This window comes from Pseudomonas sp. JS425 (assembly GCF_018223845.1).
GTDB classification, from domain to species: Bacteria; Pseudomonadota; Gammaproteobacteria; order Pseudomonadales; family Pseudomonadaceae; genus Aquipseudomonas; species Aquipseudomonas asiatica.
This window is the reverse complement of the sequence record NZ_CP073661.1, coordinates 4235120-4259597: the sequence shown is the minus strand read 5'-3', so window position 1 is coordinate 4259597 and position 24478 is coordinate 4235120. Positions and strand designations below refer to the sequence as shown.

General features: G+C 63.2%; 24 protein-coding genes. 17 read left to right on the top strand and 7 right to left on the bottom strand.

Translation table 11 applies throughout. The features are described 5' to 3' along the window. Positions 1 to 43: 43 nt before the first annotated feature. Positions 44 to 1357, top strand: a complete 1314-nt coding sequence (brnQ, locus tag KDB76_RS19785) for a branched-chain amino acid transport system II carrier protein (protein ID WP_038410004.1) — start codon at positions 44 to 46, stop codon at positions 1355 to 1357. Between the two features lie 311 nt (positions 1358 to 1668). Continuing rightward, positions 1669 to 2418 (top strand): DUF599 family protein, encoded by a 750-nt coding sequence (locus KDB76_RS19780; RefSeq protein WP_038410003.1) that lies wholly within the window; start codon positions 1669 to 1671, stop codon positions 2416 to 2418. Positions 2419 to 2485: 67 nt separating this feature from the next. Here KDB76_RS19780 and KDB76_RS19775 read toward each other — a convergent pair whose 3' ends face one another. Beyond that, positions 2486 to 2770, bottom strand: coding sequence for a hypothetical protein (locus KDB76_RS19775; protein WP_023661534.1), 285 nt, complete (start codon positions 2768 to 2770; stop codon positions 2486 to 2488). Positions 2771 to 2924: 154 nt separating this feature from the next. On the opposite strand from KDB76_RS19775, the gene KDB76_RS19770 reads away from it, so the two are divergent. The 4 genes from KDB76_RS19770 to KDB76_RS19755 all read left to right on the top strand — a co-directional run bounded on the left by KDB76_RS19770 (position 2925) and on the right by KDB76_RS19755 (position 6661). After that, on the top strand, positions 2925 to 3401 hold the full coding sequence (locus tag KDB76_RS19770; RefSeq protein WP_013973435.1) for a PaaI family thioesterase: 477 nt from the start codon (positions 2925 to 2927) through the stop codon (positions 3399 to 3401). After that, the gene (locus KDB76_RS19765) at positions 3398 to 3880 is read left to right on the top strand and encodes a PaaI family thioesterase (RefSeq protein WP_038410002.1); all 483 of its coding nucleotides are present in this window, start codon (positions 3398 to 3400) and stop codon (positions 3878 to 3880) included. The genes KDB76_RS19770 and KDB76_RS19765 overlap by 4 nt, the downstream gene beginning before the upstream one ends. A 71-nt stretch (positions 3881 to 3951) precedes the next feature. Continuing rightward, the gene (htpG, locus tag KDB76_RS19760; protein WP_023661535.1) at positions 3952 to 5856 is read left to right on the top strand and encodes a molecular chaperone HtpG; all 1905 of its coding nucleotides are present in this window, start codon (positions 3952 to 3954) and stop codon (positions 5854 to 5856) included. Positions 5857 to 5935: 79 nt separating this feature from the next. Continuing rightward, positions 5936 to 6661: a dienelactone hydrolase family protein gene (locus KDB76_RS19755; RefSeq protein ID WP_038410001.1), complete on the top strand. Its 726-nt coding sequence runs from the start codon at positions 5936 to 5938 to the stop codon at positions 6659 to 6661. Between the two features lie 111 nt (positions 6662 to 6772). Here the strand turns inward: KDB76_RS19755 and KDB76_RS19750 are convergent, their stop codons facing one another. Further along, positions 6773 to 7636 carry a pirin family protein gene (locus KDB76_RS19750; protein WP_013973431.1) on the bottom strand — a complete coding sequence of 288 codons (864 nt, stop codon included), beginning with the start codon at positions 7634 to 7636 and terminating at the stop codon, positions 6773 to 6775. Between the two features lie 117 nt (positions 7637 to 7753). On the opposite strand from KDB76_RS19750, the gene KDB76_RS19745 reads away from it, so the two are divergent. From KDB76_RS19745 to KDB76_RS19730, 4 genes are all read left to right on the top strand, one after another. Then, the gene (locus KDB76_RS19745; RefSeq protein ID WP_024087416.1) at positions 7754 to 8755 is read left to right on the top strand and encodes an amidohydrolase family protein; all 1002 of its coding nucleotides are present in this window, start codon (positions 7754 to 7756) and stop codon (positions 8753 to 8755) included. A 197-nt stretch (positions 8756 to 8952) separates the two neighbouring features. After that, positions 8953 to 9273, top strand: coding sequence for a transposase (locus KDB76_RS19740; protein ID WP_080708168.1), 321 nt, complete (start codon positions 8953 to 8955; stop codon positions 9271 to 9273). Further along, positions 9270 to 9605, top strand: a complete 336-nt coding sequence (gene tnpB / locus KDB76_RS29920; protein ID WP_038409817.1) for an IS66 family insertion sequence element accessory protein TnpB — start codon at positions 9270 to 9272, stop codon at positions 9603 to 9605. The genes KDB76_RS19740 and tnpB overlap by 4 nt, the downstream gene beginning before the upstream one ends. A gap of 63 nt (positions 9606 to 9668) precedes the next feature. Continuing rightward, positions 9669 to 11204 carry an IS66 family transposase gene (locus KDB76_RS19730; protein WP_038409819.1) on the top strand — a complete coding sequence of 512 codons (1536 nt, stop codon included), beginning with the start codon at positions 9669 to 9671 and terminating at the stop codon, positions 11202 to 11204. A gap of 118 nt (positions 11205 to 11322) precedes the next feature. Here the strand turns inward: KDB76_RS19730 and fabB are convergent, their stop codons facing one another. The 5 genes from fabB to KDB76_RS19705 all read right to left on the bottom strand — a co-directional run bounded on the left by fabB (position 11323) and on the right by KDB76_RS19705 (position 18243). Next, positions 11323 to 12543, bottom strand: a complete 1221-nt coding sequence (gene fabB / locus KDB76_RS19725) for a beta-ketoacyl-ACP synthase I (protein ID WP_013973429.1) — start codon at positions 12541 to 12543, stop codon at positions 11323 to 11325. 11 nt (positions 12544 to 12554) lie between these two features. After that, complete coding sequence (gene fabA / locus KDB76_RS19720) at positions 12555 to 13070, bottom strand: 3-hydroxyacyl-[acyl-carrier-protein] dehydratase FabA (protein WP_003251509.1); 516 nt, start codon at positions 13068 to 13070, stop codon at positions 12555 to 12557. A 207-nt stretch (positions 13071 to 13277) separates the two neighbouring features. Then, on the bottom strand, positions 13278 to 15209 hold the full coding sequence (locus tag KDB76_RS19715; RefSeq protein WP_038410000.1) for an ATP-binding protein: 1932 nt from the start codon (positions 15207 to 15209) through the stop codon (positions 13278 to 13280). After that, on the bottom strand, positions 15206 to 16096 hold the full coding sequence (locus tag KDB76_RS19710; protein ID WP_013973427.1) for an ABC transporter substrate-binding protein: 891 nt from the start codon (positions 16094 to 16096) through the stop codon (positions 15206 to 15208). The genes KDB76_RS19715 and KDB76_RS19710 overlap by 4 nt, the downstream gene beginning before the upstream one ends. Next, positions 16096 to 18243 (bottom strand): TonB-dependent receptor, encoded by a 2148-nt coding sequence (locus KDB76_RS19705; protein ID WP_013973426.1) that lies wholly within the window; start codon positions 18241 to 18243, stop codon positions 16096 to 16098. Before KDB76_RS19705 ends, KDB76_RS19710 begins: the two co-directional genes overlap by 1 nt. 221 nt (positions 18244 to 18464) lie before the next feature. On the opposite strand from KDB76_RS19705, the gene KDB76_RS19700 reads away from it, so the two are divergent. From KDB76_RS19700 to KDB76_RS19670, 7 genes are all read left to right on the top strand, one after another. After that, positions 18465 to 19490 carry an NAD(P)H-dependent glycerol-3-phosphate dehydrogenase gene (locus tag KDB76_RS19700; protein WP_013973425.1) on the top strand — a complete coding sequence of 342 codons (1026 nt, stop codon included), beginning with the start codon at positions 18465 to 18467 and terminating at the stop codon, positions 19488 to 19490. Between the two features lie 36 nt (positions 19491 to 19526). Continuing rightward, positions 19527 to 19874: a DUF4389 domain-containing protein gene (locus KDB76_RS19695; RefSeq protein ID WP_013973424.1), complete on the top strand. Its 348-nt coding sequence runs from the start codon at positions 19527 to 19529 to the stop codon at positions 19872 to 19874. After that, the gene (sixA, locus tag KDB76_RS19690; RefSeq protein WP_038409999.1) at positions 19871 to 20329 is read left to right on the top strand and encodes a phosphohistidine phosphatase SixA; all 459 of its coding nucleotides are present in this window, start codon (positions 19871 to 19873) and stop codon (positions 20327 to 20329) included. The genes KDB76_RS19695 and sixA overlap by 4 nt, the downstream gene beginning before the upstream one ends. Before the next feature lie 301 nt (positions 20330 to 20630). Then, positions 20631 to 21419 (top strand): alpha/beta hydrolase, encoded by a 789-nt coding sequence (locus KDB76_RS19685; protein WP_038409998.1) that lies wholly within the window; start codon positions 20631 to 20633, stop codon positions 21417 to 21419. Further along, positions 21416 to 22270, top strand: coding sequence for an alpha/beta hydrolase (locus KDB76_RS19680; RefSeq protein ID WP_013973421.1), 855 nt, complete (start codon positions 21416 to 21418; stop codon positions 22268 to 22270). Before KDB76_RS19685 ends, KDB76_RS19680 begins: the two co-directional genes overlap by 4 nt. 109 nt (positions 22271 to 22379) lie before the next feature. After that, positions 22380 to 23174, top strand: coding sequence for a DUF4892 domain-containing protein (locus tag KDB76_RS19675; protein WP_023661209.1), 795 nt, complete (start codon positions 22380 to 22382; stop codon positions 23172 to 23174). A gap of 12 nt (positions 23175 to 23186) precedes the next feature. Then, the gene (locus KDB76_RS19670) at positions 23187 to 24239 is read left to right on the top strand and encodes an AI-2E family transporter (protein ID WP_013973419.1); all 1053 of its coding nucleotides are present in this window, start codon (positions 23187 to 23189) and stop codon (positions 24237 to 24239) included. Positions 24240 to 24478: the final 239 nt, after the last annotated feature.

The following is a 24478-nucleotide window of genomic DNA, read 5'->3' as shown; positions in this document are numbered from 1 at the left end:
TCCCCTCTCGAATCCCGATTTCAGCAGTGTGGTACTACCTTAAATGAAAGTTCTCAAAGGCCAGGATATCCTGGCGCTTGGCTTTATGACGTTTGCGCTTTTCGTGGGCGCTGGCAACATCATCTTCCCGCCTATCGTCGGTCTGCAGTCTGGCCCGCACGTATGGATGGCGGCCCTTGGCTTCCTGGTTACCGCCGTAGGCCTGCCGGTCATCACCGTGGTCGCCCTGGCCAAGGTCGGCGGCGGCATGGATGCCCTGAGCAGCCCGATCGGCAAGTTCTTCGGTGGCCTGCTGGCGGCCGTGTGCTACCTGTCGGTCGGCCCGCTGTTCGCCACCCCGCGCACCGCGACCGTATCGTTCGAAGTGGGTGTTGCGCCGCTGACCGGTGAAAGCCCCCTGGCGTTGTTCATCTACAGCCTGGTGTATTTTCTCGTGGTACTGGCCGTGTCCATGTACCCGGGCAAGCTGCTCGACACCGTGGGCCGCTTCCTGGCACCGTTGAAGATCATCGCCCTGGCGGTGCTGGGCATCGCCGCCTTCGCGCTGCCTGCCGGTACCATTGGTGAAGCGCAGCCGGCCTATGCCGCCGCAGCGTTCTCCAAGGGCTTCTCCGATGGTTACCTGACCATGGACACCCTGGGTGCCCTGGTGTTCGGTATCGTCATCGTCAACGCCATCCGCTCGCGCGGTGTCGAGTCGCCGAAACTGATTACCCGCTATGCCATCATCGCCGGCCTGATCGCCGGTGTCGGTCTGGCCCTGGTGTACATCAGCCTGTTCCGACTGGGTGCAACCAGCCACGAGATCGCGGCTGACGCTACCAACGGTGCGGCGGTACTGCATGCCTATGTGCAGCACACCTTCGGTTCCCTGGGGAGCGGTTTCCTCGCCGTGCTGATCGCGCTGGCCTGCCTGGTGACCGCCGTTGGCCTGACCTGTGCCTGCGCCGAGTACTTCAGCCAGATCCTGCCGCTGTCGTACCGTGCACTGGTGGTGATCCTGGCGGGCTCCTCGCTGTTGATCTCCAATCTCGGCCTGACCAAGCTGATCATGTTTTCGATCCCGGTGCTTACGGCGATCTACCCGCCGTGCATCGTGGTGGTCGGGCTGAGCTTCGTGAAGGACCTGTGGAATTCGCCAACCCGCATCCTGGCGCCAGTGATGCTGGTATCGCTGCTGTTCGGCATGGTCGACGCGATCAAGGGCAGCAGCATTGCCCACGTGCTGCCGGACTTCATGGCCCACCTGCCGCTGAGCGACCAGGGCCTGGCCTGGCTGGTGCCTTCGGTGGTGACCCTGGTTGGCGCCGTGGCCTGCGACCGCATGCTCGGCAAGCCGCGCGAAGCGCTGGCCTGATAGTCGAAGCCTGAGGGCGGCACCGGCCACAAGCCGAAGGGTGCTCGCCAAGGGTGGAAACTCAAGAGCCCCGTATCTGAAAGGATGCGGGGCTTTTTGTTTGCTTGTACCGGCCTCTTCGCGGGCACGCCCGCTCCCACAGGTCAAGCGCAATCCTCAGAATTGGCGCTGTACCTGTGGGAGCGGACGTGCCCGCGAAGAGCCCGGGATGAGCAGTGCAAATATCAGGATGGATGTGTGCCTTTTGCCGCTTGCCAGCGTCGAAATCCGGTCCCTATCCTTCAGGTATCTGGCCCTCCCGGGAACCGTGCATGAACTTCATCCAAAGCAACTTCAACAACCTTTTGGCCATCATCTGGTTCGCCCTGTGCTGGGGCGGTTACACCCGCTATGCCATCTGGAAGGGCCGCGACACCGCGTGCCTGGCCAGCGTGCTGCACCTGTATCGCGAAGACTGGATGCGCCGCATGCTGCTGCGCGACAACCGCATTGCCGATGCCAGCGTGATCGGCAACCTCGAGCGCAACGCCTCGTTCTTCGCCTCCAGCACCCTGATCATCCTCGCCGGTATCCTCACCGTGCTCGGGGCTTCCGACCGGGCGCTGTCGCTGCTGGCCGACCTGCCGCTGGTGCAGCAGACCTCCCAGGGCATGTCGGAGATCAAGCTGCTGTGCCTGGCCATGGTTTTTGTCTATGCCTTTTTCACCTTCAGCTGGTGCATGCGCCAATACAACTTCGCGGCAGTACTGGTGGGTTCGGCGCCGATGATCGGTGAACGGCTGGTCAATGAACTTGAACGCAAGGCATTCGCCTCGCGGGCGGCGCGGGTGCTGTCGCTTGCCGCCAACCAGTTCAACCTGGGCCTGCGTTCCTATTACTTCGGCATGGCCATGTTGAGCTGGTTCATCAGCCCATGGTTGTTCATGGTCATGAGTGTCGGGGTAGTGCTGATTCTGTACCGCCGCGAGTTCCATTCGGATGTATTGGATGTGATGGTGTTCACACCTACCGAAAGTATTTCGATCGAAACTGCCAGGGAAAACACCGCACCAGGAACCTGAAACGTTTAACCCTTAAGTTTCAGGCACCAAAAAACCCGACAATGTCGGGTTTTTTTGTTTTAGCCGATTACTGCTTGGCAGGTTCGGCTGGAGCAGCAGGAGCGGCTTCCGGAGCCGGAGTAGCCGGAGCGGCTTCTTCGGCGGCCTTCTGCTCGGCTTCGGCCTGATCTTTGGCGGCTTCGGCGTTTTCCTTGGCAGCCTCGTTCATCTTATCCTGAGCTTCGCCCGCTTTTTCCTGGGCTTGCTCGGCGTGTTGCTGTGCGTCCTGGGCTTTGTCTTCGCTCGCTTTATCGCAAGCAGCCAGGCCCATGGCAGCAGCCAGCATCAGAGCAAAAGCAAAAGGTTTACGCATGGGGGTGTTTCTCCTTGGTGAAATAAGTGACTTGTTCCTTCGAGTGCAACTATGCGGAATAAGTTCCGCGAAGATTACACATATATAACGCCCCGTTCTATATAGACTTTTTAACGATTTTATGCCGATGCGGCAATGCGCAGGGAAACAGCCAATGAGCGATTCAACCTTGATGGCCATGGCCGAGCGCTTTCTCTCGGCCCTGAAACATTGTCAGTTGTTGCAAATGCGTGTGGCGCAAACCAATGCCGATGGCATGACCTTGGTGCTGCCATGGTCTGCGGCCATCGTCGGCAACCCGCAGACCGGCGCCGTGCATGGCGGCGCGCTGACCACGCTGATGGACACCACCTGCGGCATGGCCACGCTCTGCGTGCTGCCGCGCTTCGAGGTGTGCCCGACACTGGACCTGCGCATCGACTACATGCACCCGGCCGAGGCCGGCAAGGACATCTACGGCCATGCCCAATGCTACCGAGTCACCCGCGATGTGATCTTCACCCGTGGCACGGCCTATCAGGATGACCCCGCCCAGCCTATCTGCCAGGTGGTGGGCACGTTCATGCGCCTGGGCCAGGAAATCAAGGGTGGCCTCCGCTTCGGCAACAGCCTGAAGGAGGGCGGGGCATGATTCCGTACGAGGTTCGCCAACAGCTCAACGCTGCCCACGCGGCGGGAGACTATCGGCCCTTGCTGGCGCTGATCCCCTATGCCGGCCTGATCGGCATTGAATGCGAGCGTGAGGGCGATGACCTGCTGTTCCGCCTGCCGGCCAACCAGGACAACATCGGCAACCCGCTGCTGCCGGCCATCCATGGTGGGGTGATCGCGGGCTTCATGGAACTGTCGGCAGCGCTGTACCTGCTGATCTTCAGCGAGAGCGCAAGCATTCCGAAGATCATCGACTTTTCCATCGATTACCTGCGCGCCGGGCACTTTCGCGATACCTACGCCCAATGCCAGCTTTGGCGCCAGGGCCGGCGGGTGACCAATGTGGCCATCACCGCCTGGCAGGGGGACAGGCAGTCGCCGATCGCCACGGCTCGGGCCCATTTCAAGATCGAACCGGAAAAGCCCTTGAAATCATCCGGGCAGCCCCCATCTGCATGACATCCGCCGCTAAACGCTGGCCAACCTGGCCGCCAGGCGTCAACTGCCATCAGATCGGAGTTTTGAAGACCATGAGTGTGGAGACTCAAAAAGAAACGCTGGGCTTCCAGACCGAGGTAAAGCAGCTGCTGCACCTCATGATCCATTCCCTGTATTCGAACAAGGAGATCTTCCTGCGTGAATTGATCTCCAACGCCTCCGACGCCGCCGACAAGCTGCGTTTCGAGGCCCTGGCCAAGCCAGAGCTGTTCGAAGGCGACGCCGACCTGAAGATTCGCCTGAGCTTCGACAAGGACGCCGGTACCGTGACCCTCGAGGACAACGGCATCGGCATGAGCCGCGAAGACGTCATCGCCCACCTGGGTACCATCGCCAAGTCCGGCACTGCCGACTTCATGAAGAACCTCACCGGTGACCAGAAGAAGGACTCGCACCTGATCGGTCAGTTCGGTGTGGGCTTCTACTCCGCGTTCATCGTTGCCGACAAGGTCGACGTGTACAGCCGCCGTGCCGGCCAGCCGGCCGCTGAAGGCGTGCACTGGTCGTCGAAGGGCGAAGGTGAGTTCGAAGTCGCCACCATCGACAAGCCACAGCGCGGCACCCGCATCGTCCTGCACCTGAAGAAGGGCGAGCAGGAGTTCGCCGATGGCTGGCGCCTGCGCAACGTGGTCAAGAAGTACTCCGACCACATCGCCATGCCGATCCAGCTGCTGAAAGAGCAAGCTACCGCCGAAGGCGAAGAGCAGCCGGCCGAAGAGTGGGAAACCGTCAACCGTGCCAGCGCCCTGTGGACCCGTCCGCGTACCGAAATCAAGGACGAGGAATACCAGGAGTTCTACAAGCACATCGGCCATGACTTCGAAAACCCGCTGGCCTGGAGCCACAACAAGGTAGAAGGCAAGCTCGAATACAACTCGCTGCTGTACGTGCCGGCCCGCGCGCCGTTCGACCTGTACCAGCGCGAAGCGCCACGCGGCCTGAAGCTGTACGTGCAGCGCGTGTTCATCATGGACCAGGCCGAATCGTTCCTGCCGCTGTACCTGCGCTTCATCAAGGGTGTGGTCGACTCCAACGACCTGTCGCTGAACGTGTCGCGTGAAATCCTGCAGAAAGACCCGATCATCGACTCGATGAAGACCGCGCTGACCAAGCGCGTGCTGGACATGCTGGAGAAGCTGGCGAAGAACGAGCCCGAGCAGTACAAGGGCTTCTGGAAGAACTTCGGTCAGGTGCTGAAGGAAGGCCCGGCCGAAGACTTCGCCAACAAGGAAAAGATCGCCGGCCTGCTGCGCTTCGCTTCCACCCAGGACGACAGCGGCGAGCAGAGCGTCGCCCTGGCGGACTACCTGGCTCGCGTCAAGGAAGGCCAGGACAAGATCTACTACCTCACCGGCGAGTCGTACGCGCAGGTCAAGAACAGCCCGCACCTGGAAGTCTTCCGCAAGAAAGGCATCGAAGTGCTGCTGCTGACCGACCGTATCGACGAGTGGCTGATGAGCTACCTGAACGAGTTCGACGGCAAGGCCTTTGTCGACGTCGCCCGTGGCGACCTGGACCTGGGCAAGCTGGACTCGGAAGAAGACAAGAAGGCCCAGGAAGAAGTCGCCAAGGACAAGGAAGGCCTGGTCGAGCGCCTGAAGGGCGCGCTGGGTGACAGCGTGGCCGAAGTGCGCGTGTCGCACCGCCTGACCGACTCGCCGGCGATCCTTGCCATCGGTGAACAGGACCTGGGTCTGCAGATGCGCCAGATCCTCGAAGCCAGCGGGCAGAAGGTGCCGGAGTCCAAGCCGATCTTCGAGTTCAACCCGACCCACCCGCTGATCGAGAAGCTGGACAACGAGCAGAGCGAAGACCGCTTCGCCGAGCTGTCGCACATCCTGTTCGATCAGGCGGCCCTGGCGGCCGGTGACAGCTTGAAGGACCCGGCGGCTTACGTTCGTCGCCTGAACAAGCTGCTGGTCGAACTGTCTGCTTGAGTTGATGCATAGGAAAGCCCGCTTCGGCGGGCTTTTTTCATGGCGAGCATATTGATGACGAGTGCCAAAGGAGTGCTTGATGAGCAAAGTAATCGTCGAATCGCTGGTCTATCACCTGTCCGGCAAGGCGTATGAAAGCCGCCTGGTATACGAGCCGGGCGCGCTGGGGCGGCCAGGTCTGGTGATGGCGCCGAACTGGATGGGTATCGGCGAAGGTGCCGAGCGCATCGCCAAGGAAGTGGCCGAGAAAGGTTATGTGGTGCTGATTGCCGACCTGTACGGACAATCGGTGCGTCCGTCCAACGCGGACGAGGCCGGCGCGGCGATGATGCCGTTGAAGAACGATCGTGGCGAGCTGCGCAAGCGCATGCAGGAAGCCCTGGCGCAACTGTTGGGGCAGTCGAAGGTGCTTCTGGAGCCGGGCAAGGTCGGCACGTTTGGTTTCTGCTTTGGTGGCTGCTGTGCACTGGAGCTGGCCCGTACCGGCGCCGATTTGCGTGCAGCGGTGTCGTTCCATGGCACGCTGGACACGCCGAATCCGGAAGATGCCAAGCGCATCAAGGGCTCGGTGCTGGTGCTGCACGGCGCTTCCGATCCACTGGTGCCGAAGGAGCAGTTGCCGGCGTTCGAGGAGGAGATGAACGCGGCCAAGGTTGACTGGCAATTGCTGAGCTATGGCGGCGCGGTGCACTCGTTTACCGACCCGAGCGCCAACGTGCCGGGCAAGATGCAGTATGACCGGCGTACCTCGGAGCGGGCGTTCCGGGCGATGCATAACCTGCTGACCGAAGTTTTCCAGCGCTGAGATTGCACGGGGCTGCTTTGCAGCCCATTCGCGGGTAAACCGCTCCCACAGGTACTGCGCTGTCTGTGGGAGCGGGTTTACCCGCGAATGGGTCGCAAAAACGCCCCCCTTTCACCTAGGCAACTCGATTCGCGAGGTTTCCCCTGGCACCACCGGCCAATCCCCCGCAGCCCACTTGGCCCGGGCCTGTTCGATCAGCTCCACATCACTGGCGACAAAGTTCCAGTTCATCCGCCGCGGCCCATCCAGTGGTGCGCCACCAATCAGCACCAGCTGGCACTCACCCTCCGCATACAGCGTCACCTCTTCACCCTCGGGCAGGACCACCAGGCTGCAGGGTTCCACATCCTCATCGTTCATCACCAGCTCACCATCAAGCAGGTACAGCGCCCGCTGCGCATGCTCGTTCGGCACCAGTAGCGTGGTTGCCGGTTGCATCTGTACATGCGCGTACAGGGTAGGGGAGAGCACTGGCACCGGCGATTCCAGGCAGAACCCGCTGCCAGCGATCATGCAGATGCGTACCCCCAGGCTGTCGCTGACCGGCAGGCTCGCCGCCGGGTGGTGGCTGTAGCTTGCCGGGCCTTGTTCATGCTCGCGTGGCGACGCCAGCCATACCTGCAGCCCGTGCAGGCGTGAGCCATGGGCCAGGGCATCTTCAGGCGTGCGCTCGACATGGGCCACGCCGCTGCCTGCGGTCATCCAGCTGACGTCGCCCGGCAGCACCCGCTGCGCCGAGCCGAGGCTGTCCTTGTGCAGGATTGCCCCTTCGAACAGGTAGGTAAGGGTCGACAGGCCGATATGCGGGTGCTGGCGGATGTCCATGCCATGCCCCGGGGCATAGTCGGTTTCGAGCATGTGGTCGAAAAACACGAACGGGCCGACGCTGCGACACTGGGCTGATGGCAGCGGGCGCAGGATCGGCTGGCCCTCGACCGATTCGGCACGTGGGCGGATGACCAGGGGGCTGCTCATGGGAAGGCTCCAGGCAAGGTGGAAATGCCCCAAGCATAGCGGTTTGCCCGCCCCGGCTGAACCGTCTCGCAGGCCGGCCGGTCTAGAGATCTGATACCCGGAAAAGGAAGCTTCATCATGATCGTGAGAGCGTTGGCCTGCGTGCTGTTATCCACCTGGCTGTGCCAAGCGGCGCAGGCACGCGACTACCGCTACAGTGATGCTCACCTGCACTACGTCGACTTCTTCCAGGAAAGCGAAGGCATGCCTGCGCTGATCAAGGCCATGGATGCCGCCGGTATCGAGCAGTCGATGATTTCCGGCGTGCCGGTGGCCAAGAAGTGGCATGAAGACGAGCCCAAGCGCCCACGCTATTACGCTGGGGATGACGCCGAAGCCTACTGGTACAGCGCCACCGATACCTACGTGGCTGCGGCGCTACAGCAACTGCCCGACGAGCAGCGCAAGCGCTTTCATCCGTTCCTGGCCGGCTTCAATCCGGTGGACAAGAACGCCGCCAGCCATATCGAGCGCATGCTCGATCTGCATCCGGGGCTGTGGCAGGGCATTGGCGAGGTGTTCACCCGCCACGATGACCTGACTGCTCTGACCAGCGGTGACACGCCGCGCGCCAACAACGAAGCCATGGCGCGTATCTACCACCTGGCGGCCGAGCGCGACCTGCCGGTGCTGCTGCATTCCAACATCACCTCCAAGCGCGAGCGTAACCCGCTGTACCTGGCGGAGATCGAACAGCCGCTGCGCAATCACCCGCACACGCGGTTCATCTGGGCGCACGCCGGCAGCAGCATGGAGATTCACCGGCACCAGACGCAAATGGACTTTCTGCTGCCGGTGCTGACGCGGTTGCTGGAGGATTACCCGAACCTGTATGTCGATTTGTCGTGGAGCGTGCTGAAACCCTATCTGCTGGATGGCCAGGGGGTACCGCGCAAGGAGTGGCTGGCACTGGTCGAGAGGTTCCCGGAACGGTTCATGCTGGGTTCGGATGTGGTGGGGCGGTTTGGTAGCCTTGGGGAGCAGATGCACGGGTTCAGGCCGTTTCTGGATGCATTGCCGGAACAAGTTGCCAACAAGGTGGCCAGGGAGAATTTTCTGGATGTGTTGCCCAAGCAATAGTATTTCGCCTGTGCCGGCCCTTTCGCGGGTAAACCCGCTCCCACAGGGGCCGCGCTGCTGTTGAAACCGGTGCTGTACCTGTGGGAGCGGGCGCGCCGTAAGCGTCCGGCGAACTCACCTTCCGAACTCCAGCATTAAGGGCGATGGTGTCCGCGTATTTTTAAGCGGACGCGATCACCCTTATCGCCAGGATTTCCATGCGCCAACGAAGCTCTTATCCCAAGCCATTCAAAGCCCAGGTCGTTCAGGAATGCCTGCAACCTGGCGCAACCGTGTCCAGTGTCGCCATCAGCCACGGCATCAATGCCAACGTCATCCGCAAATGGCTGCCGCTCTATCGAGATCAGCCCGCAGCGGCTTCACTACCGGCTTTCGTCCCGCTAAAAGCCGCACCTAAACGGCCAGTCGAGGCGTCAGTGATCATCGAATTGCCCGTGGCCGGGCAAGTGATCACGGTGAAATGGCCAGCCTCAGATCCCGAGGGCTGCGCACAATTTGTTCGGGCTGTCGCTCAATGATCCGCATCGATGACATCTGGCTGGCCACCGAGCCGATGGACATGCGCGCCGGCACCGAGACGGCACTGGCTCGGGTGATTGCGGTGTTCGGTGCGGCGAAGCCGCACTGCGCTTATCTGTTCGCCAATCGCCGGGCCAACCGGATGAAAGTGCTGGTGCACGACGGCGTGGGCATCTGGCTTGCGGCGCGGCGACTGAACCAAGGCAAGTTCCACTGGCCCGGCATTCGTCATGGCAGTGAGGTCGAACTCGACAGCGAACAACTCCAGGCGTTGGTACTGGGCCTGCCGTGGCAGCGCGTTGGTGCAGGCGGTGTGATTACCGTGCTGTAACCGCCGGCCATTTGGCCGGTCTACTTGTCGTCGTCCCGCGCCTGCTCTGGCACAATCGGCGGTATGACTTTCTCGCCCAACCTCGACCAGATGACCCCGGAACAGCTTCGTGCCTTGGCGGCACAGGCGTTGCAATTGCAGTCCCAGGTCGAGGCGATGAGCAGAAAGATCCAGAACGATGAAATCCTCATCGAACAGTTCAAGTTCGAAATCGCCCTGCTCAAACGCCACAAGTTTGCCAAGCGCAGCGAGCAAATCAGCCCGGCGCAAAGCAGCTTGCTGGATGACCTGCTCGACACCGACCTTGAGGCTATCGAGGCCGAGCTGAAACAGCTTCTCCCAGCTGCGCCACAGGCCGAACCACGGCAGTCCCCGAAACGAGCGCCCTTGCCGCCGCAGTTTCCACGCACAGTAATTCGTCACGAACCTGAAAACACCCAGTGCGCCTGCGGCTGCCAACTTCAACGCATCGGCGAAGACGTCAGCGAGAAGCTGGATTACACGCCGGGCGTATTTACCGTCGAGCAACATGTGCGTGGTAAATGGGCCTGCCGTCAGTGCGAAACCCTGATTCAGGCGCCGGTGCCGGCGCAGGTTATCGACAAAGGTATCCCGACCGCAGGTTTGTTGGCCCACGTGATGGTGGCCAAGTTTGCCGATCACTTGCCGCTGTACCGGCAGGAGAAAATCTTTGGTCGCGCCGGACTGGCAATTGCTCGTTCGACCTTGGCGCAATGGGTCGGACAAACTGGCGTGAGACTTCAGCCGCTAGTTGATGCTCTGCGTGAAGCGGTGCTGAACCAGGGTGTGATTCACGCCGATGAAACACCGGTGCAAATGCTTGCGCCAGGCGAGAAGAAAACCCACCGGGCCTATGTCTGGGCGTACAGCACGACGCCGTTTTCGGCGCTCAACGCGGTGGTTTACGACTTCAGCCCAAGCCGTGCCGGACAACATGCACGCAACTTCCTGGGCGACTGGAACGGTAAGCTGGTTTGCGATGACTTCGCTGGCTACAAGGCCGGATTTGAGCAAGGCATCACTGAAATCGGCTGCATGGCTCACGCCCGTCGCAAGTTCTTTGATCTGCACGTAGCGAACAAAAGTCAGCTGGCCGAACAGGCACTGCACTCGATCAGCGGCTTGTACGAGGTCGAACGTCAGGCGCGGGACATGAGTGATGAAGAGCGCTGGCGAATACGACAAGAATTGGCGGTGCCGATCCTCAAAACACTGCATGACTGGATGTTGGCCCAGCGCGACTTGGTGCCCAACGGATCAGCCACAGCCAAAGCCCTCGATTACAGCCTGAAACGCTGGGTAGCGCTGACGCGCTACTTGGACGATGGGGCTGTGCCCATCGACAACAACCAGGTCGAGAACCAGATACGGCCATGGGCACTCGGGCGCTCGAACTGGTTGTTTGCCGGGTCGCTGCGCAGCGGCAAGCGCGCGGCGGCGATCATGAGTTTGATCCAGTCGGCACGCATGAATGGGCATGATCCGTATGCCTATCTCAAGGATGTACTGACGCGGCTGCCGACCCAACGGGCCAGTGAGATCGGACAGTTGCTGCCGCATCAGTGGGTGCCGGCCTGACTTACGCAAGGTGAGTTCGCCGGACGCTTACGGCGCGCCCGCGAAGAGGCCGGTACAGGCAACACAAATGAAAACGCCCCGAACCAGTCGGGGCGTTTTCGTTTACCGCAGCAGCGTCTTACTTGCCTTCCCAGCGCTTGAGCACCAGGGTGGCGTTGGTGCCGCCGAAGCCGAAGCTGTTGCTCATGACCGTGTCGATCTTGGCGTTTTCTTCGGTCTTGCGCAGGATCGGCAGGTCGGCGACCTCCGGGTCCAGCTCGTCGATGTTGGCGGAGCCGGCGATGAAGTTGTTTTCCATCATCAGCAGGCAGTAGATCGCCTCGTGTACGCCGGCAGCGCCCAGCGAGTGGCCCGAAAGGCTCTTGGTTGAGCTGATTTTCGGTGCCTTGTCGCCGAACACGGCGCGAACGCCCTTGATCTCGGCAACGTCACCGACCGGGGTCGAGGTGCCGTGGGTGTTCAGGTAATCGATCGGAGTGTCGACGGTCGACAGCGCCTGCTGCATGCAGCGGATAGCACCTTCGCCGCTCGGGGCAACCATGTCGTAGCCGTCGGAAGTGGCGCCGTAGCCGACGATTTCCGCGTAGATCTTGGCGCCACGGGCCAGGGCGTGTTCCAGCTCCTCGACCACCACCATGCCGCCACCGCCAGCGATGACGAAGCCATCACGGTCGGCGTCGTAGGCGCGCGAGGCCTGTTCCGGGGTTTCGTTGCGCTTGGTCGACAGGGCGCCCATTGCATCGAACAGGAACGACTGGCTCCAGTGCTCTTCTTCACCGCCACCGGCGAAGACGATGTCCTGCTTGCCCCACTGGATCTGCTCCAGCGCGGTGCCGATGCAGTGTGCCGAAGTGGCGCAGGCCGAGGAGATCGAGTAGTTGATACCCTTGATCTTGAACGGGGTAGCCAGGCACGCCGAAACGGTGCTGCCCATGGTGCGGGTAACGCGGTATGGGCCGACGCGCTTGACGCCTTTCTCACGCAGGGTGTCCAGCGCTTCCATCTGGTTCAGGGTCGAGGCGCCGCCGGAGCCCGCCACCAGGCCGGTACGCGGGTTGGAAACCTGCTCTTCGGTCAGGCCGGCGTCCTTGATCGCATCCTGCATCGCCAGGTAGGCGTAGGCAGCAGCGTGGCCGACGAAGCGGTAGACCTTGCGGTCGATCAGTTCTTCGAGGTTGAGGTCGATGGACCCGGAAACCTGGCTACGCAGCCCCATTTCCTTGTATTCCGGGTTGTAACGGATACCCGGACGGCTGTTGCGCAGGTTTTCGGTGACGGTAGCTTTGTCATTGCCCAGGCACGATACGATGCCCAGACCAGTGATAACGACGCGGCGCATGCGAATAACCCTTAGAAATTGTCAGTGGAGGTGAACACGCCGACCCGCAGGCCTTCGGCAGTGTAGATCTCGCGGCCGTCGACGCTGACCGAGCCATCGGCGATGGCCATGTTCAGCTTGCCCTTCAGGACGCGCTTGATATGAATGTTGTAAGTGACTTTCTTGGCTTCCGGCAGTACCTGGCCGAAGAACTTCACCTCGCCCGAACCCAGGGCGCGCCCGCGGCCTGGCAGGCCCTGCCAGCCGAGGAAGAAACCTACCAGCTGCCACATGGCATCGAGGCCCAGGCAGCCCGGCATTACCGGGTCGCCTTCGAAGTGGCAGGCGAAGAACCACAGGTCCGGATTGATATCCAGCTCGGCGACCAATTCACCTTTGCCGTACTTGCCGCCTTCTTCGCTGATATGGGTGATGCGATCGACCATCAGCATGTTCGGCGCGGGCAGTTGCGCATTACCTGGGCCGAACAGCTCACCGCGACTGCAGCGCAGCAGGTCTTCCCGAGTAAAGGCGTGTTGTTTGGTCATGCGAGCTCCTCAATAACCCCCTGCGGCAGGGGATGAATCTTCCCGGCCGGCCCGATACGCATCGCGTTCGGGGCGGCAGCCTACAGGTAGACTATTGCGTTGTGGTGAAAGTCACAGTGCACCCGGTGAAAGAAGTACAGGTGTGCACTGAAACGTCTATTTTCAGGTCCGATGAAGGTCCTGTCCAGTGTTTAAGACTGCCGCACTTTAGCATTTATCGCCAGTCGCGGTTGTCTGACCGGGTAGCCAGCGCTGCAGCACACGCTGCAGTTCGGTGCGGCGCAAGGGTTTGCTCAGGTAGTCGTCCATGCCGGCCGCCATGCAACGCTCGCGGTCGCCCTGCAAGGCGTTGGCGGTCAGGGCGATGATCGGTAGCCTGGTGCCGTTGGGCAGCTGGCGGATACGCCGGGTGGCTTCATAGCCGTCCAGGTGCGGCAGGCGGCAGTCCATCAGCACGGCGGCAAAACGCTGCCGGCTGACCCGTTCGACCGCCTCCAGGCCGTCCTCGGCCGTGCATACCGCCAGCCCCAGGCTACGCAGCATGGCTTCGATGACACTTTGGTTGACCGGATTGTCCTCTACCAGCAGCACCTGATCATTGTCGGCCACCGCCGGTGGCGCAGCGCTTGGCTGCGTCAGCGAGAGCGGGGCAGGGCTGGCCAGCGCTAGAGGCATCTCCAAGGTGAAGGTCGAGCCCAGGCCCTTACGGCTTTCGCCACGCAGCTTGCCGCCCATGCGTTCGGCCAGGGTGCGGGCGATCGACAGCCCCAGCCCGGTGCCGCCATAGCGGCGGGAAATCGAGCTGTCGGCCTGCTGGAAGGCGACAAACATCATTTCCAGGCGTTCGTTGTCGATGCCGATACCGGTGTCGCGCACACTGCAGGTCAGCCAGATCAGTTGGCGGTCCAGCACCTGCCAGCGCGCCTCGACCTGAACCTGGCCGCGTTCGGTGAATTTCAGCGCGTTGCCGACCAGGTTAAGCAGGATCTGGCGGATGCGCGTGGGATCGCCGTTCACCTGCAGCTGCTCGATACCCGCCGGCATTTGCAGGTGCAGGGCAAGGCCGCGCTGTCGGGCGCTGTGCTGGAACGACTGGACGCTGCTGGTGATCAGTTCGCCAAGGTTGAAGTCGATGTGTTCCAGTTGCAGCGCGGCGCGTTCGATGCGCGAGAAGTCGAGGATGTCGTTGATGACCTTGAGCAGGTGCCCGGTGGATTCGCTGGCCACCGCGGTGTACTCGGCCTGCTCGCTGTTCAACTGCGTGGTTTCCAGCAACTGCAGCATGCCCAGCACGCCATTCATCGGCGTGCGCAGCTCGTGGCTCATCATCGCGAGGAAATCCGATTTGGCGCGGTTGGCCTGTTCGGCCTCCTCGCGGGCCTGGATAAGCTCGGCGATCGCCTGCTTCTGTTCATTGCTGGCCTGCGCCAGGGCATGGGCCAGGTTATTGATGTGGCGTGCCAGATGGCCCAGTTCGCTGTCATCGACCACCGGCAACAGGGTGTGGTACTCGCCCTGCTGGATGGCCTTGACCGCATGGCCCATGTCGCTGATCGGCTTGGCCAGGCTCAGGGCCAGGCGGCGCGCCAGCAGGAAGGTGAACAGCAGGGCGAACAGCGCGAGGATGCCGGCCTTGATCACGATTTCCTGCTGGCGCTGGCTGAAGGCGTCATCGGACATGCCGACGATGACCCGGCCCAGGTAATCGTCGCCGATGGCCGGGGTGGTGGCTTTGCCCTGTTGCAGGAAGTCGCTGTCCAGGCGGATCTGCTGCAGGCGGATGGGCGCCTGGAACACTTCGACGCGCTGCGCGCGGTTGGCACTTTCGTCGGACTGCTCCACATAGACCAGTATGTGGTTGCGGCTGTCCTGCACCTCGAGGAAGCGCACGTGGGGGATGCTGAGCGTGGCGCGCATCAGGCCCTCGAGCACTTCGTTGTTGCCCGAGATCACCCCGTATTCCGAGGCTGGCGCCAGCTGGTTGGCGATCAGTTGCCCAGTGTGGTTCAGTTCCTGGCGCAGGTCCTGGATACGCACGAAGGTGAAGAAGCTGATCAGCAGCAAGGTCAACAGCAGGGCAGGGCCGAGGCTGATGATCTGGGTGCGGGTGTGGATGTCCCAGCTCAGGCGCTTGCTCATGGGGTGGGTTCTCCTTCGGCCAGGGCCTTGGCGGCGGCGTTCGGATCGATCGGTTCAAGGCCCAGGGCGCGCGCCACCTGCTGGTTGCCGCTGACGCCGAAGCGTACCGGGTACAGGCTGCGTGGCCAGCGTGCCGGTGGCTGGTCGAGCAACTGGTCGAGCACCGCCAGCCAATCGTCCTGGTCGCTGAAAGTGCTGGCCAGGGCGCCGGCGCGGACGAACCCGGCGTTCGGGCCGATCAGCGCCATCTGCCGGCCATAGCTGCTCAACAGCAGGTTTTTCGCAGTCTTGGAGTTGTACAGGTCGGCATCGTCCAGGCCCAGCAGCACGTCACTGTTGGCCAACAAGTGTTGCAAAGGGCGGCTGTCGCGCGGGTCGGGCCAGTCCTGGGCAATGATCTCCAGGTCCAGCGCGCGGGCGGCGTGGCGCAGCTCTTCGAGCAGAAAGCTGCTGTGCTCACCGTACAGCACACCAATGCGCTGGGCCTGCGGCAGCAGGTAGCGCGCCAGGCGCAACTGCCGGCCCAGCGGCGGATCGCTCCACAGCAGCGTGAGGAACGCGGGCCGCGACTTTCCCAGGCGCTGTTCAGCCTGTACCCGGCTGACCCTCATGGCCAGGGCCGGCGGGCCGGCAGTTTCCGCGAGGCGCCATTCCAGTGCGGCGTTGTCCAGCAGGATCAGGCGCTGGTCAGCCTTGAGCTTGCCCGGACGTGGCAGGTCGTCGGTGGTCTGGAAATGTACATGGTCGTGCGGCCGGCGGCTTTCCAGCGCGGCGACGAAACTGCGAATGCCAGGCTGGTCTTCCGCGCCTACCAACAGGATTTCGCTGGCGAACAGCGGCCCCATCGGCCACAGGCACAACAGCAACAGGCGCAGCAGCAGGGCCATCAGAACTCCAGCTCCGCGCTGACGCTCAGGCGGTGGCGGCTGTCGTAGCGGTTCTGGATTGCGGTGGTCGGCTCATCGTCCAGGCGCTGTTGCCACAGCGCCGCCAGCTCCAGGTTGCTGCCATGCACCCGGAAACGCTTGGCCAGGCGCAGGTCCAGGCGCTCGTAGCGGTACTGGTTGAGCGCATCGTCGCCGTAATAGAACAGCGCGCTCGACCAACCGGCACCCCACTCGCGCATCCATCCGGCCGAGCCGCTGTTGCGCGCGCTGAGGCGGCGGTCGGCGGGGTTGCTGGCCCATGCATCCACGTAGGCGTAGGTCACCCGCAGGCGGTCGCGCAGGGTCGGGCGCCAGTCCAGTTGCGCCTCGCTGCCGCTGAAACGGGCCTTGTTGGCATTGCTGGCGATGTATTGGTTGTTCTTCAGGGGCTCGCTGATCATGCCGGTGATCTCGTCATAGAACAGCTTCACATCCATGTTCAGGTCGATGTCGCTGAAGTAGCCGTTGTAGCCGAGTTCGCGCGAGCGCATGCGTTCCTGGTCGAGGTCGCCCGGGCCGCGGGTCTTGACGAAGTATTCGCCGTTTTGCAGGCCAAAGGCGTTGGGGGTCAGGTTCTTGACCGTGTAGCTCCAGTTGACGTTGTTCTCGAACATGTCTGGCGAGCGCACTGCCTCGGAATACACTGCACGCAGGCCATGGCGCGGGGTGATCAGGTAGTTGACCGCCACGCGTGGGGTCAGCGAGCTGCCGGACAGGCGCGAGTCCTCGAACATGGCACCACCCTGCAGGATCCAGTGTTCGTCGGCGCGCCACTCCAGTTGGCCGAACAGGCGCCAGGTCTGGTCGTCGATGCTGCCATTGAAGTAGGTCTGCGAGTCGGCACGATCATAGCGGTAGTTCATGCCGCTGAGCAGGCGCAGGCTGTCGGTCAGGCTCAGGGTGTCCTGGATTTCCAGGTCATAGCGGGTTTCGCGGGTGCTCTGGTCGACGTCGCCGCAAACCTGCTGCTTGCCACCGTTCGCCCATTGCTGCTGGACCTTCTCCAGAAGCCCTCTCATGACGGGATCGTTGGTCGAAAGTGGTGCGCCGGTAGCAATGCCGCGCGCCACTTTTTCGGCGAAATCGGGGTTCATTTGCCAGAGCTGGGTCAATTCCGGGCTGAACGACTGCAAAGCGTCACAGGCACGCCACACCTGCTGACGGTCGAAATGTTGGGCAGAGCCTTGGATATACAGGCTGTGCTCAGAACTGAAGTCCTTTGTCCAGCGCAATGAGCCGGCGTAGTCCTTGGCACTGACGTCAGCGTTGTTACCGGCTTCGTATTTGGCGAACACCGGCTGGTAGGTATAAGGCCGCTGGTTGCTGCCTTCCTTCGCAGCAAGTTGCCATTCCAGGGTCTGGTCGTGTGCCAGGCTGTGGCTGGCGTTGATATTGAAGCGGGTCAATCGGCGGCTGTCGCGGTAATCCTGGCCGAACTGGTTCTCGTCGAAGCCATCGTCCTGCTGGCCTGACAGCGACAGGCGCATGTCGCCGCCATCCCAGCCGAAGCCGTGGCTGGCGTAGAAATCGTTGATACCATCCTGGCCGCGAGTCATTTTCATCCGCGTGCCATGGCTGTCGGCCGGGTTGCGGGTAAGGATGTTGACCACTGCCATCAGCGCGTTGGCGCCATAACTGACCGTGTTGGGGCCGCGGAACACCTCGATGCGCTCGATATCCTCCATGGCCAGGGGGATGTCGCTCCAGTCCACCGTGGCCAGGCCGGCGCGGTACACCGAACGGCCATCGATCAGCACCTGCATGCGCCGGGCATCGTTGACGTTGCTGCCGTGGTAGTTGACCGTGGGTTGGTTGCCGGCGTTGTAGCCCACCATCATGCCCGGCACCAGGCGTAGCAGCTCGGGGATGTCGCGGGCACCGCTGGCGCGAATCAGCTCGCTGTCGAGCACGGTCATGCTGCCCGGGACTGCGGCGGGGGATTGTTTCAGGCGCGTTGCAGTCAGAACCTGCGGCAGGTCCGTGTTGTCGATGAACAGGTCATCGGCCACGGCCGGGCCGCCGAGCAGGGCAGTCAGTATGAGCAGGCGCGGGTACGAGGGCGTGCCAGGGAACACAAAGCGGCCTTGTATCAGGATTGAAACAGGCATGGTAACTGACCGTGGCGTATTTGCCAGTGATCTGCATTACCCGTGATGGCCCTTTCGCGGGTAAACCCGCTCCCACACGGAACGCACCGCTGCTGAAGGCTTCGTTGTACCTGTGGGAGCGGGTTTACCCGCGAAGAGGCCAGTACTGACACTGGTTCTGTAGCAGGCGAGCCGTATAATGGCTGGGTCGCCACTTAACTTTTGGCTTTAACGGATTGGATATGACTGAACAGCAACCTGTTGCAGTTCTGGGAGGCGGCAGCTTCGGCACCGCCGTGGCGAACCTGCTGGCAGAAAACGGTGTGCCGGTGCGCCAATGGATGCGCGACCCGGAACAGGCTGAGGCCATGCGCGTCAATCGCGAGAATCCGCGCTACCTCAAGGGCATCCGCCTGCACGACGGCGTCGAGCCGGTCAGCGACCTGCTCGCCACACTGCAGGCCAGCGAGCTGATTTTCGTCGCCCTGCCATCGAGCGCCTTGCGTAGCGTGCTGGCTCCGCATGCCGAGTTGCTGCGCGGCAAGGGCCTGGTCAGCCTGACCAAGGGCATCGAAGCGCAAAGCTTCAAGCTGATGAGCCAGATCCTCGAGGAAATCGCCCCCGAGGCGCGTATCGGCGTGCTGTCCGGCCCCAACCTGGCCCGTGAAATCGCCGAACATGCGCTGACCGCCACGGTGGTCGCCAGCGAGGACGAAAAACTGTGCCAGCAGGTGCAGGCCGTGCTGCACGGGCGTACCTTCCGCGTCTACGCCAGTGCCGACCGCTTTGGTGTCGAGCTGGGCGGGGCGCTGAAGAACGTCTACGCCATCATCGCTGGCATGGCGGTGGCCCTGGGCATGGGCGAGAACACCAAGAGCATGCTGATTACCCGCGCCCTGGCCGAGATGACCCGGTTCGCCGTCAGCCAGGGTGCCAACCCCATGACTTTCCTCGGCCTGGCCGGTGTCGGTGACCTGATCGTCACCTGCTCCTCGCCAAAGAGCCGCAACTATCAGGTCGGCCACGCGCTGGGCCAGGGCCTGAGCCTGGAGCAGGCGGTCAGCCGCCTGGGCGAAGTGGCCGAAGGCGTCAACACCCTCAAGGTGCTCAAGGCCAAGGCGCAGGAAGTGCAGGTGTACATGCCGCTGGTGGCTGGCCTGCATGCCATCCTGTTCGAAGGCCGCACGCTGAACCAGGTGATCGAGCACCTGATGCGTGCCGAGCCGAAGACCGATGTCGATTTCATTTCCATCAGCGGTTTCAACTGAGCCTCGAGCGGCTCTGACAACAGCAAGGAGCAACACATGAACGATACGCCCGAACGCGCCCAGCGCGAGTCGATCATCCTGCGGGCCCTGTGGATGCTGGTGTTCCTGGTGGTCTGGCAGCTGGCCGAGCTGTTGCTCGGTGGCCTGGTGCTGGTACAACTGATCTACCGCCTGGTGTACGGCGCCCCCAGCGCCAGCCTGATGAACTTCGGCGACAGCCTGAGCCAGTACCTGGCGCAGATCGGCCGCTTCGGCAGCTTCCACAGCGACCAGAAGCCCTGGCCGTTCGCCGACTGGCCGGCACCGCGTGCCCCGGAAGGCGAGGCGCCGCATGCGGTGGCCCCGGCCCCGCACCCGGTGCGTGACGAGGAGCCCAAGCTGTGAAGCTGTGGGTTCTGCGCCACGGCGAAGCGGAGCCGCGGGCCAACAGCGATGCCGAGCGCCGGCTGACCGCCCATGGTCGCGAACAGGTGCTGCATAGCGCCGCCCGCCTGCTGGGCCAGCCGCTGCAGGCGATCATCGCCAGCCCTTACGTACGCGCCCAGCAAACGGCTGCCCTGGTGCATGACACCCTGGGCTTCGCCGAACCGGTGCGCACCGTGCCCTGGCTGACGCCTGACAGTGATGTGCAGCAGGTTATCGGCGAAATCGAGCGCCTGGGCCTGGAGCATGTGCTGCTGGTCAGCCACCAGCCGCTGGTGGGTACCTTGGTAGGGGCGTTGCAGCATGGCCACCAGCAGCAACCGGCTGGCATGAGCACTGCAAGCCTGGCGGAGCTGGAAGGGGACTGGCCGCTGGCTGGGTTGATGACCCTTCGGGGGATCAACTCGCCGGCCTGAAATCCCGGGGCCGCTGCGCGGACAGGTACCGCCCCCGCCTTGATCTGTGGGAGCGGCTTCAGCCGCGAACACCGGCGCAGCCGGTGCCATGCACCGTGTTGGATTCTTCGCGGCTAAAGCCGCTCCCACAGTGTTTGCGGAGTGCTTGCGAACTCAGTTATACCCGACAGCGCAGCCCAAAGGGCTGGGCGATCTCCCGCAAGCCTGACCTGATAGCCCTCGCCGATGACCTTTCCGGACGTTGCCGAACTGCCCCGCGATACCGACAATGGGCCATCATCTCGCATCCGGACCCGGCGTTATGTCGCAGCAGATCTTCTTCGCCCATGCCAACGGTTTCCCGTCGGCCACCTACGGCAAGCTGTTCGCCGCCCTGGCACCGGACTACCAGGTGCAGCACCTGGCCCAGCACGGCCACGATCCGCGCTTTCCGGTGGACGACAACTGGCAGAGCCTGGTCGATGAACTGCTGCACCACCTGGCCCGGCAGGGCCAGCCGGTATGGGGCGTCGGCCATTCGCTGGGCGGGGTGTTGCACCTGCACGCAGCCTTGCGCTGCCCCGAGTATTACCGCGGCGTGGTCATGCTCGACTCTCCGGTGCTCACCCGCGCCGACCAGTGGCTGCTGCGCACCGCCAAGCGCTTCGGCTTCATTGACCGTATCACCCCGGCTGGCCGCACCCTGGGGCGCCGCGAAACCTTCAATGACCGCGACAGTGCCCGGGACTATTTCGCCGGCAAGTCACTGTTCCGCCATTTCGACCCCGACTGCCTCGATGCCTACATAGAGCACGGCCTGCAGGCGATGGAGCAGGGGCTGCAGTTGCGCTTCGACCCGGCCACGGAAATCAGCATCTACCGCAGCATCCCGCATACCAGCCCTGCGCCCGCGCGGCAATTGCAGGTGCCGCTGGCCATGGTCCGCGGCGAGCGCAGCAACGTCATTCGCCGCCACCACACGCTTGCCGTGCGTGGCATGCCCAGGGGCGAATACCACAGCGTGCCGGGTGGGCACATGTTCCCGCTTGAGCGACCAACCGACACCGCCAGCCTGATCAAGGGCTTGTTCGACCGCTGGAGCCAGGCATGAGCGCGCAGGTTGAGGAGATCCGCCTGAGCCTGGGCCATATCGAACTGGCGGCGCACCTGTTCGGCCCCGAGGATGGGCTGCCGGTAATCGCCCTGCATGGCTGGCTGGACAACGCCAACAGCTTCGCCCGCCTGGCGCCGCAGCTGAAAGGCCTGCGCATCGTCGCCCTGGACCTGGCCGGGCATGGTTACTCCGAGCACCGGCCGCTCGGCGCCGGCTATGCCCTGGCCGATTACGCCCATGACGTGCTGCGGGTGGCCGAGCAGCTGGGTTGGCAACGTTTCGCCCTGCTGGGCCATTCGCTGGGGGCAATCATTTCGGTGCAGCTGGCTGGCGCGTTGCCGGAGCGGGTAAGCCATCTGGCCCTGATCGACGGGGTCATTCCGCCGACCGGCGCCGAGCAGGACGCCGGGGAGCGGCTGGGCATGGCACTGCTGGCCCAGTTGCGCCTGGATGGCAAGCGCAAGTCGGTATACACCACACTGGAGCAGGGCGTGCAGGCACGCATGAAAGGCATGGTCGCGGTCAGCCGTGAGGCGGCCGAGCTGCTGGCCCAGCGCGGCCTGATGCCGGTGCCCGGCGGTTACAGCTGGCGCAGCGACAGCCGCCTGACCCTGCCTTCGCCAGTGCGCCTGAGCGAGGCCCAGGCCATGGCCTATGTGCACCGGGTGAGTTGCCCGACGCGCCTGGTCGTGGCCGCCGACGGCATGCTGGCGCGCCACACCGGATTGCTGGAGCAGCTACCCTTTGAGCAGGTGACGCTGCCCGGTGGCCATCACCTGCACCTGAACGATGAGCAGGGCGCGGCCCTTGTCGCAGACTGTTTCAATCGCTTCTTTGGCTTTGCTTGACTTGCATCGGACAAGTGTCGAGGCTTGGCGGGTTGAACAGGGAGACAACCATGCAACTGCCAGACATCCTGGAGCTTCATCTCGGCGCTGAGCGCCGTCTGGTTCGCCAATGAGCGCGCCTGTTGCCATCCGTAATGCCTTCGCTGCCTGCCTGGTGTTCGCCAGCCCCGTTTTGTGGGCCGGCAGCCTGCCGGTACCGGTGGACGCCAAGGTGGTCGACCAGCGCCCTGCCGTGGAGCAGGAGCGCGTCTACCCCATGGGCCCGCTGCGCAAGATCAGCGGCCGCCTGCGGGTCGAGGACAAGGTCGAAAGCCGTGGCCAGGTCAGCTCGGTAACCTACGAACTGCCGGTCGAGCGTACTGCTCGCGAAGCCTTCACCAGCGCTCGCGAAGCACTGCAGCGCGACGGCGGCTACCCGCTGTTCTGGTGCCAGGGCCGCGATTGTGGCGAGGCCAGCCTGTGGGCCAATGATGTGTTCGGCAATGCCCGCCTCAACGGCGGCGACGAGCAGCAGGCGTTCATCCTGCTGCGCCGCTCGGCGGAGCAGGCCGACACCCTGGTCGCGCTGTACAGTGTCACCCGCGGCAACCGCCGCGCCTACCTGCACGTGGAAGAGTTCGTCGCCGGCAGCCCGCTGGGCGAACTGCTGCCGACCGCCGCCACGGTGCTGCGCGAAATGCGCGACACCGGCAAGCTCGACTACCCTGACCTGGCCGCGCCGCAAGACGCCTGGGCGAACCTGCTGGCCCGTAGCCTGAACCTCGACAGCACCCTGCGTGCCAGCCTCAGTGGGGCCCAGGCTGAAGCCTGGCGCGAGGCGCTGGTCAAGGCGGGGGTGCGCAATGGCCGCCTCGAAGTCGGTAGCGCGCCTACCGACGGCCTGCACCTTGAACTGATCCGTTGAACGGGCACCACCATGGCTAACAATGACCGCTTGCTGGTCCAGATTCTGCTGCTGGCGCTGCTGGGTGCCGGCCTGTGGGTAATGGCACCTTTCATTTCAGCGCTGTTGTGGGGGGCCATCCTGGCCTTTGCCAGCTGGCCGTTGATGCGCCTGCTGACGCGTGCGCTGGGCGGGCGCGAAACCCTGGCGGCCAGCCTGCTGACCACTGCCTGGATCCTGATCGTGGCGCTGCCGCTGGTGTGGCTGGGGTTCAACCTGGCCGACCACATTCGCGATGCGACGGCGTTCGTGCGTGACGTGCAGGTGGACGGCCTGCCCGATGCTCCGGCGTGGCTGGGTGGCATCCCGTTGGTTGGCGAGCGCCTGGTCAGCTGGTGGCAATCGCTGGACCAGCAGGGCGCGGCCTTGCTGGCCTCGGTCAAGCCGCACCTGGGGCAGGTGGGCAACTGGTTGCTGGCGCGCAGCGCGCAGATCGGCAGCGGCGTGCTGGAGCTGACCCTCAGCCTGGTATTCGTGTTCTTCTTCTACCGCGATGGCCCGCGCTTGTCGGCGTTCGTCCTGCGCTTGCTGCACCGCCTGATGGGCGACCGTGCCGAGTACTACCTGGAGCTGGTCGCCGGTACGGTGCAGCGGGTGGTCAACGGGGTGATCGGTACAGCCGCCGCGCAGGGCGTGCTTGCATTGATCGGCTTCCTGATTGCCGGTGTGCCCGGGGCCATTGTGCTGGGCCTGGTGACCTTCATGCTCAGCCTGATTCCCATGGGCCCGCCACTAGCATGGATTCCGGCCACCGGCTGGCTGGTATGGAAAGGCGAATACGGCATGGCGGTGTTCCTGGGAGCCTGGGGCACCTTCATCATCAGTGGCGTGGACAACGTACTCAAACCGTACCTGATCAGCCGTGGCGGCAACCTGCCGTTGGTGATCGTGCTTCTGGGCGTGTTCGGCGGCCTGATCGCCTTTGGCTTCATTGGCCTGTTCATCGGGCCGACCTTGCTGGCGGTCGGCTACAGCCTGCTGCTGGACTGGAGCCGCAACGCCGTCCCGCAGCCGCCTCAGCAGTAAACCTGTACTGGCCTCTTCGCGGGTGAACCCGCTCCCACAAGGATCTCCACAGCCCGGGAGAGCGGTGCGGTCCCTGTAGGAGCGGGTTTACCCGCGAAGAGGCCGGTTCAGGCAACCTCAACTCCCGATCTTTACGCCTTCTTTATCGCCATCCCCACCTCCCAGTCTCGCCCCTTTACGCCCCTCGCTCGGACAATTTCCCCAAAGCGGCCCAAGCCGCACTACGGGGAGAACCACAC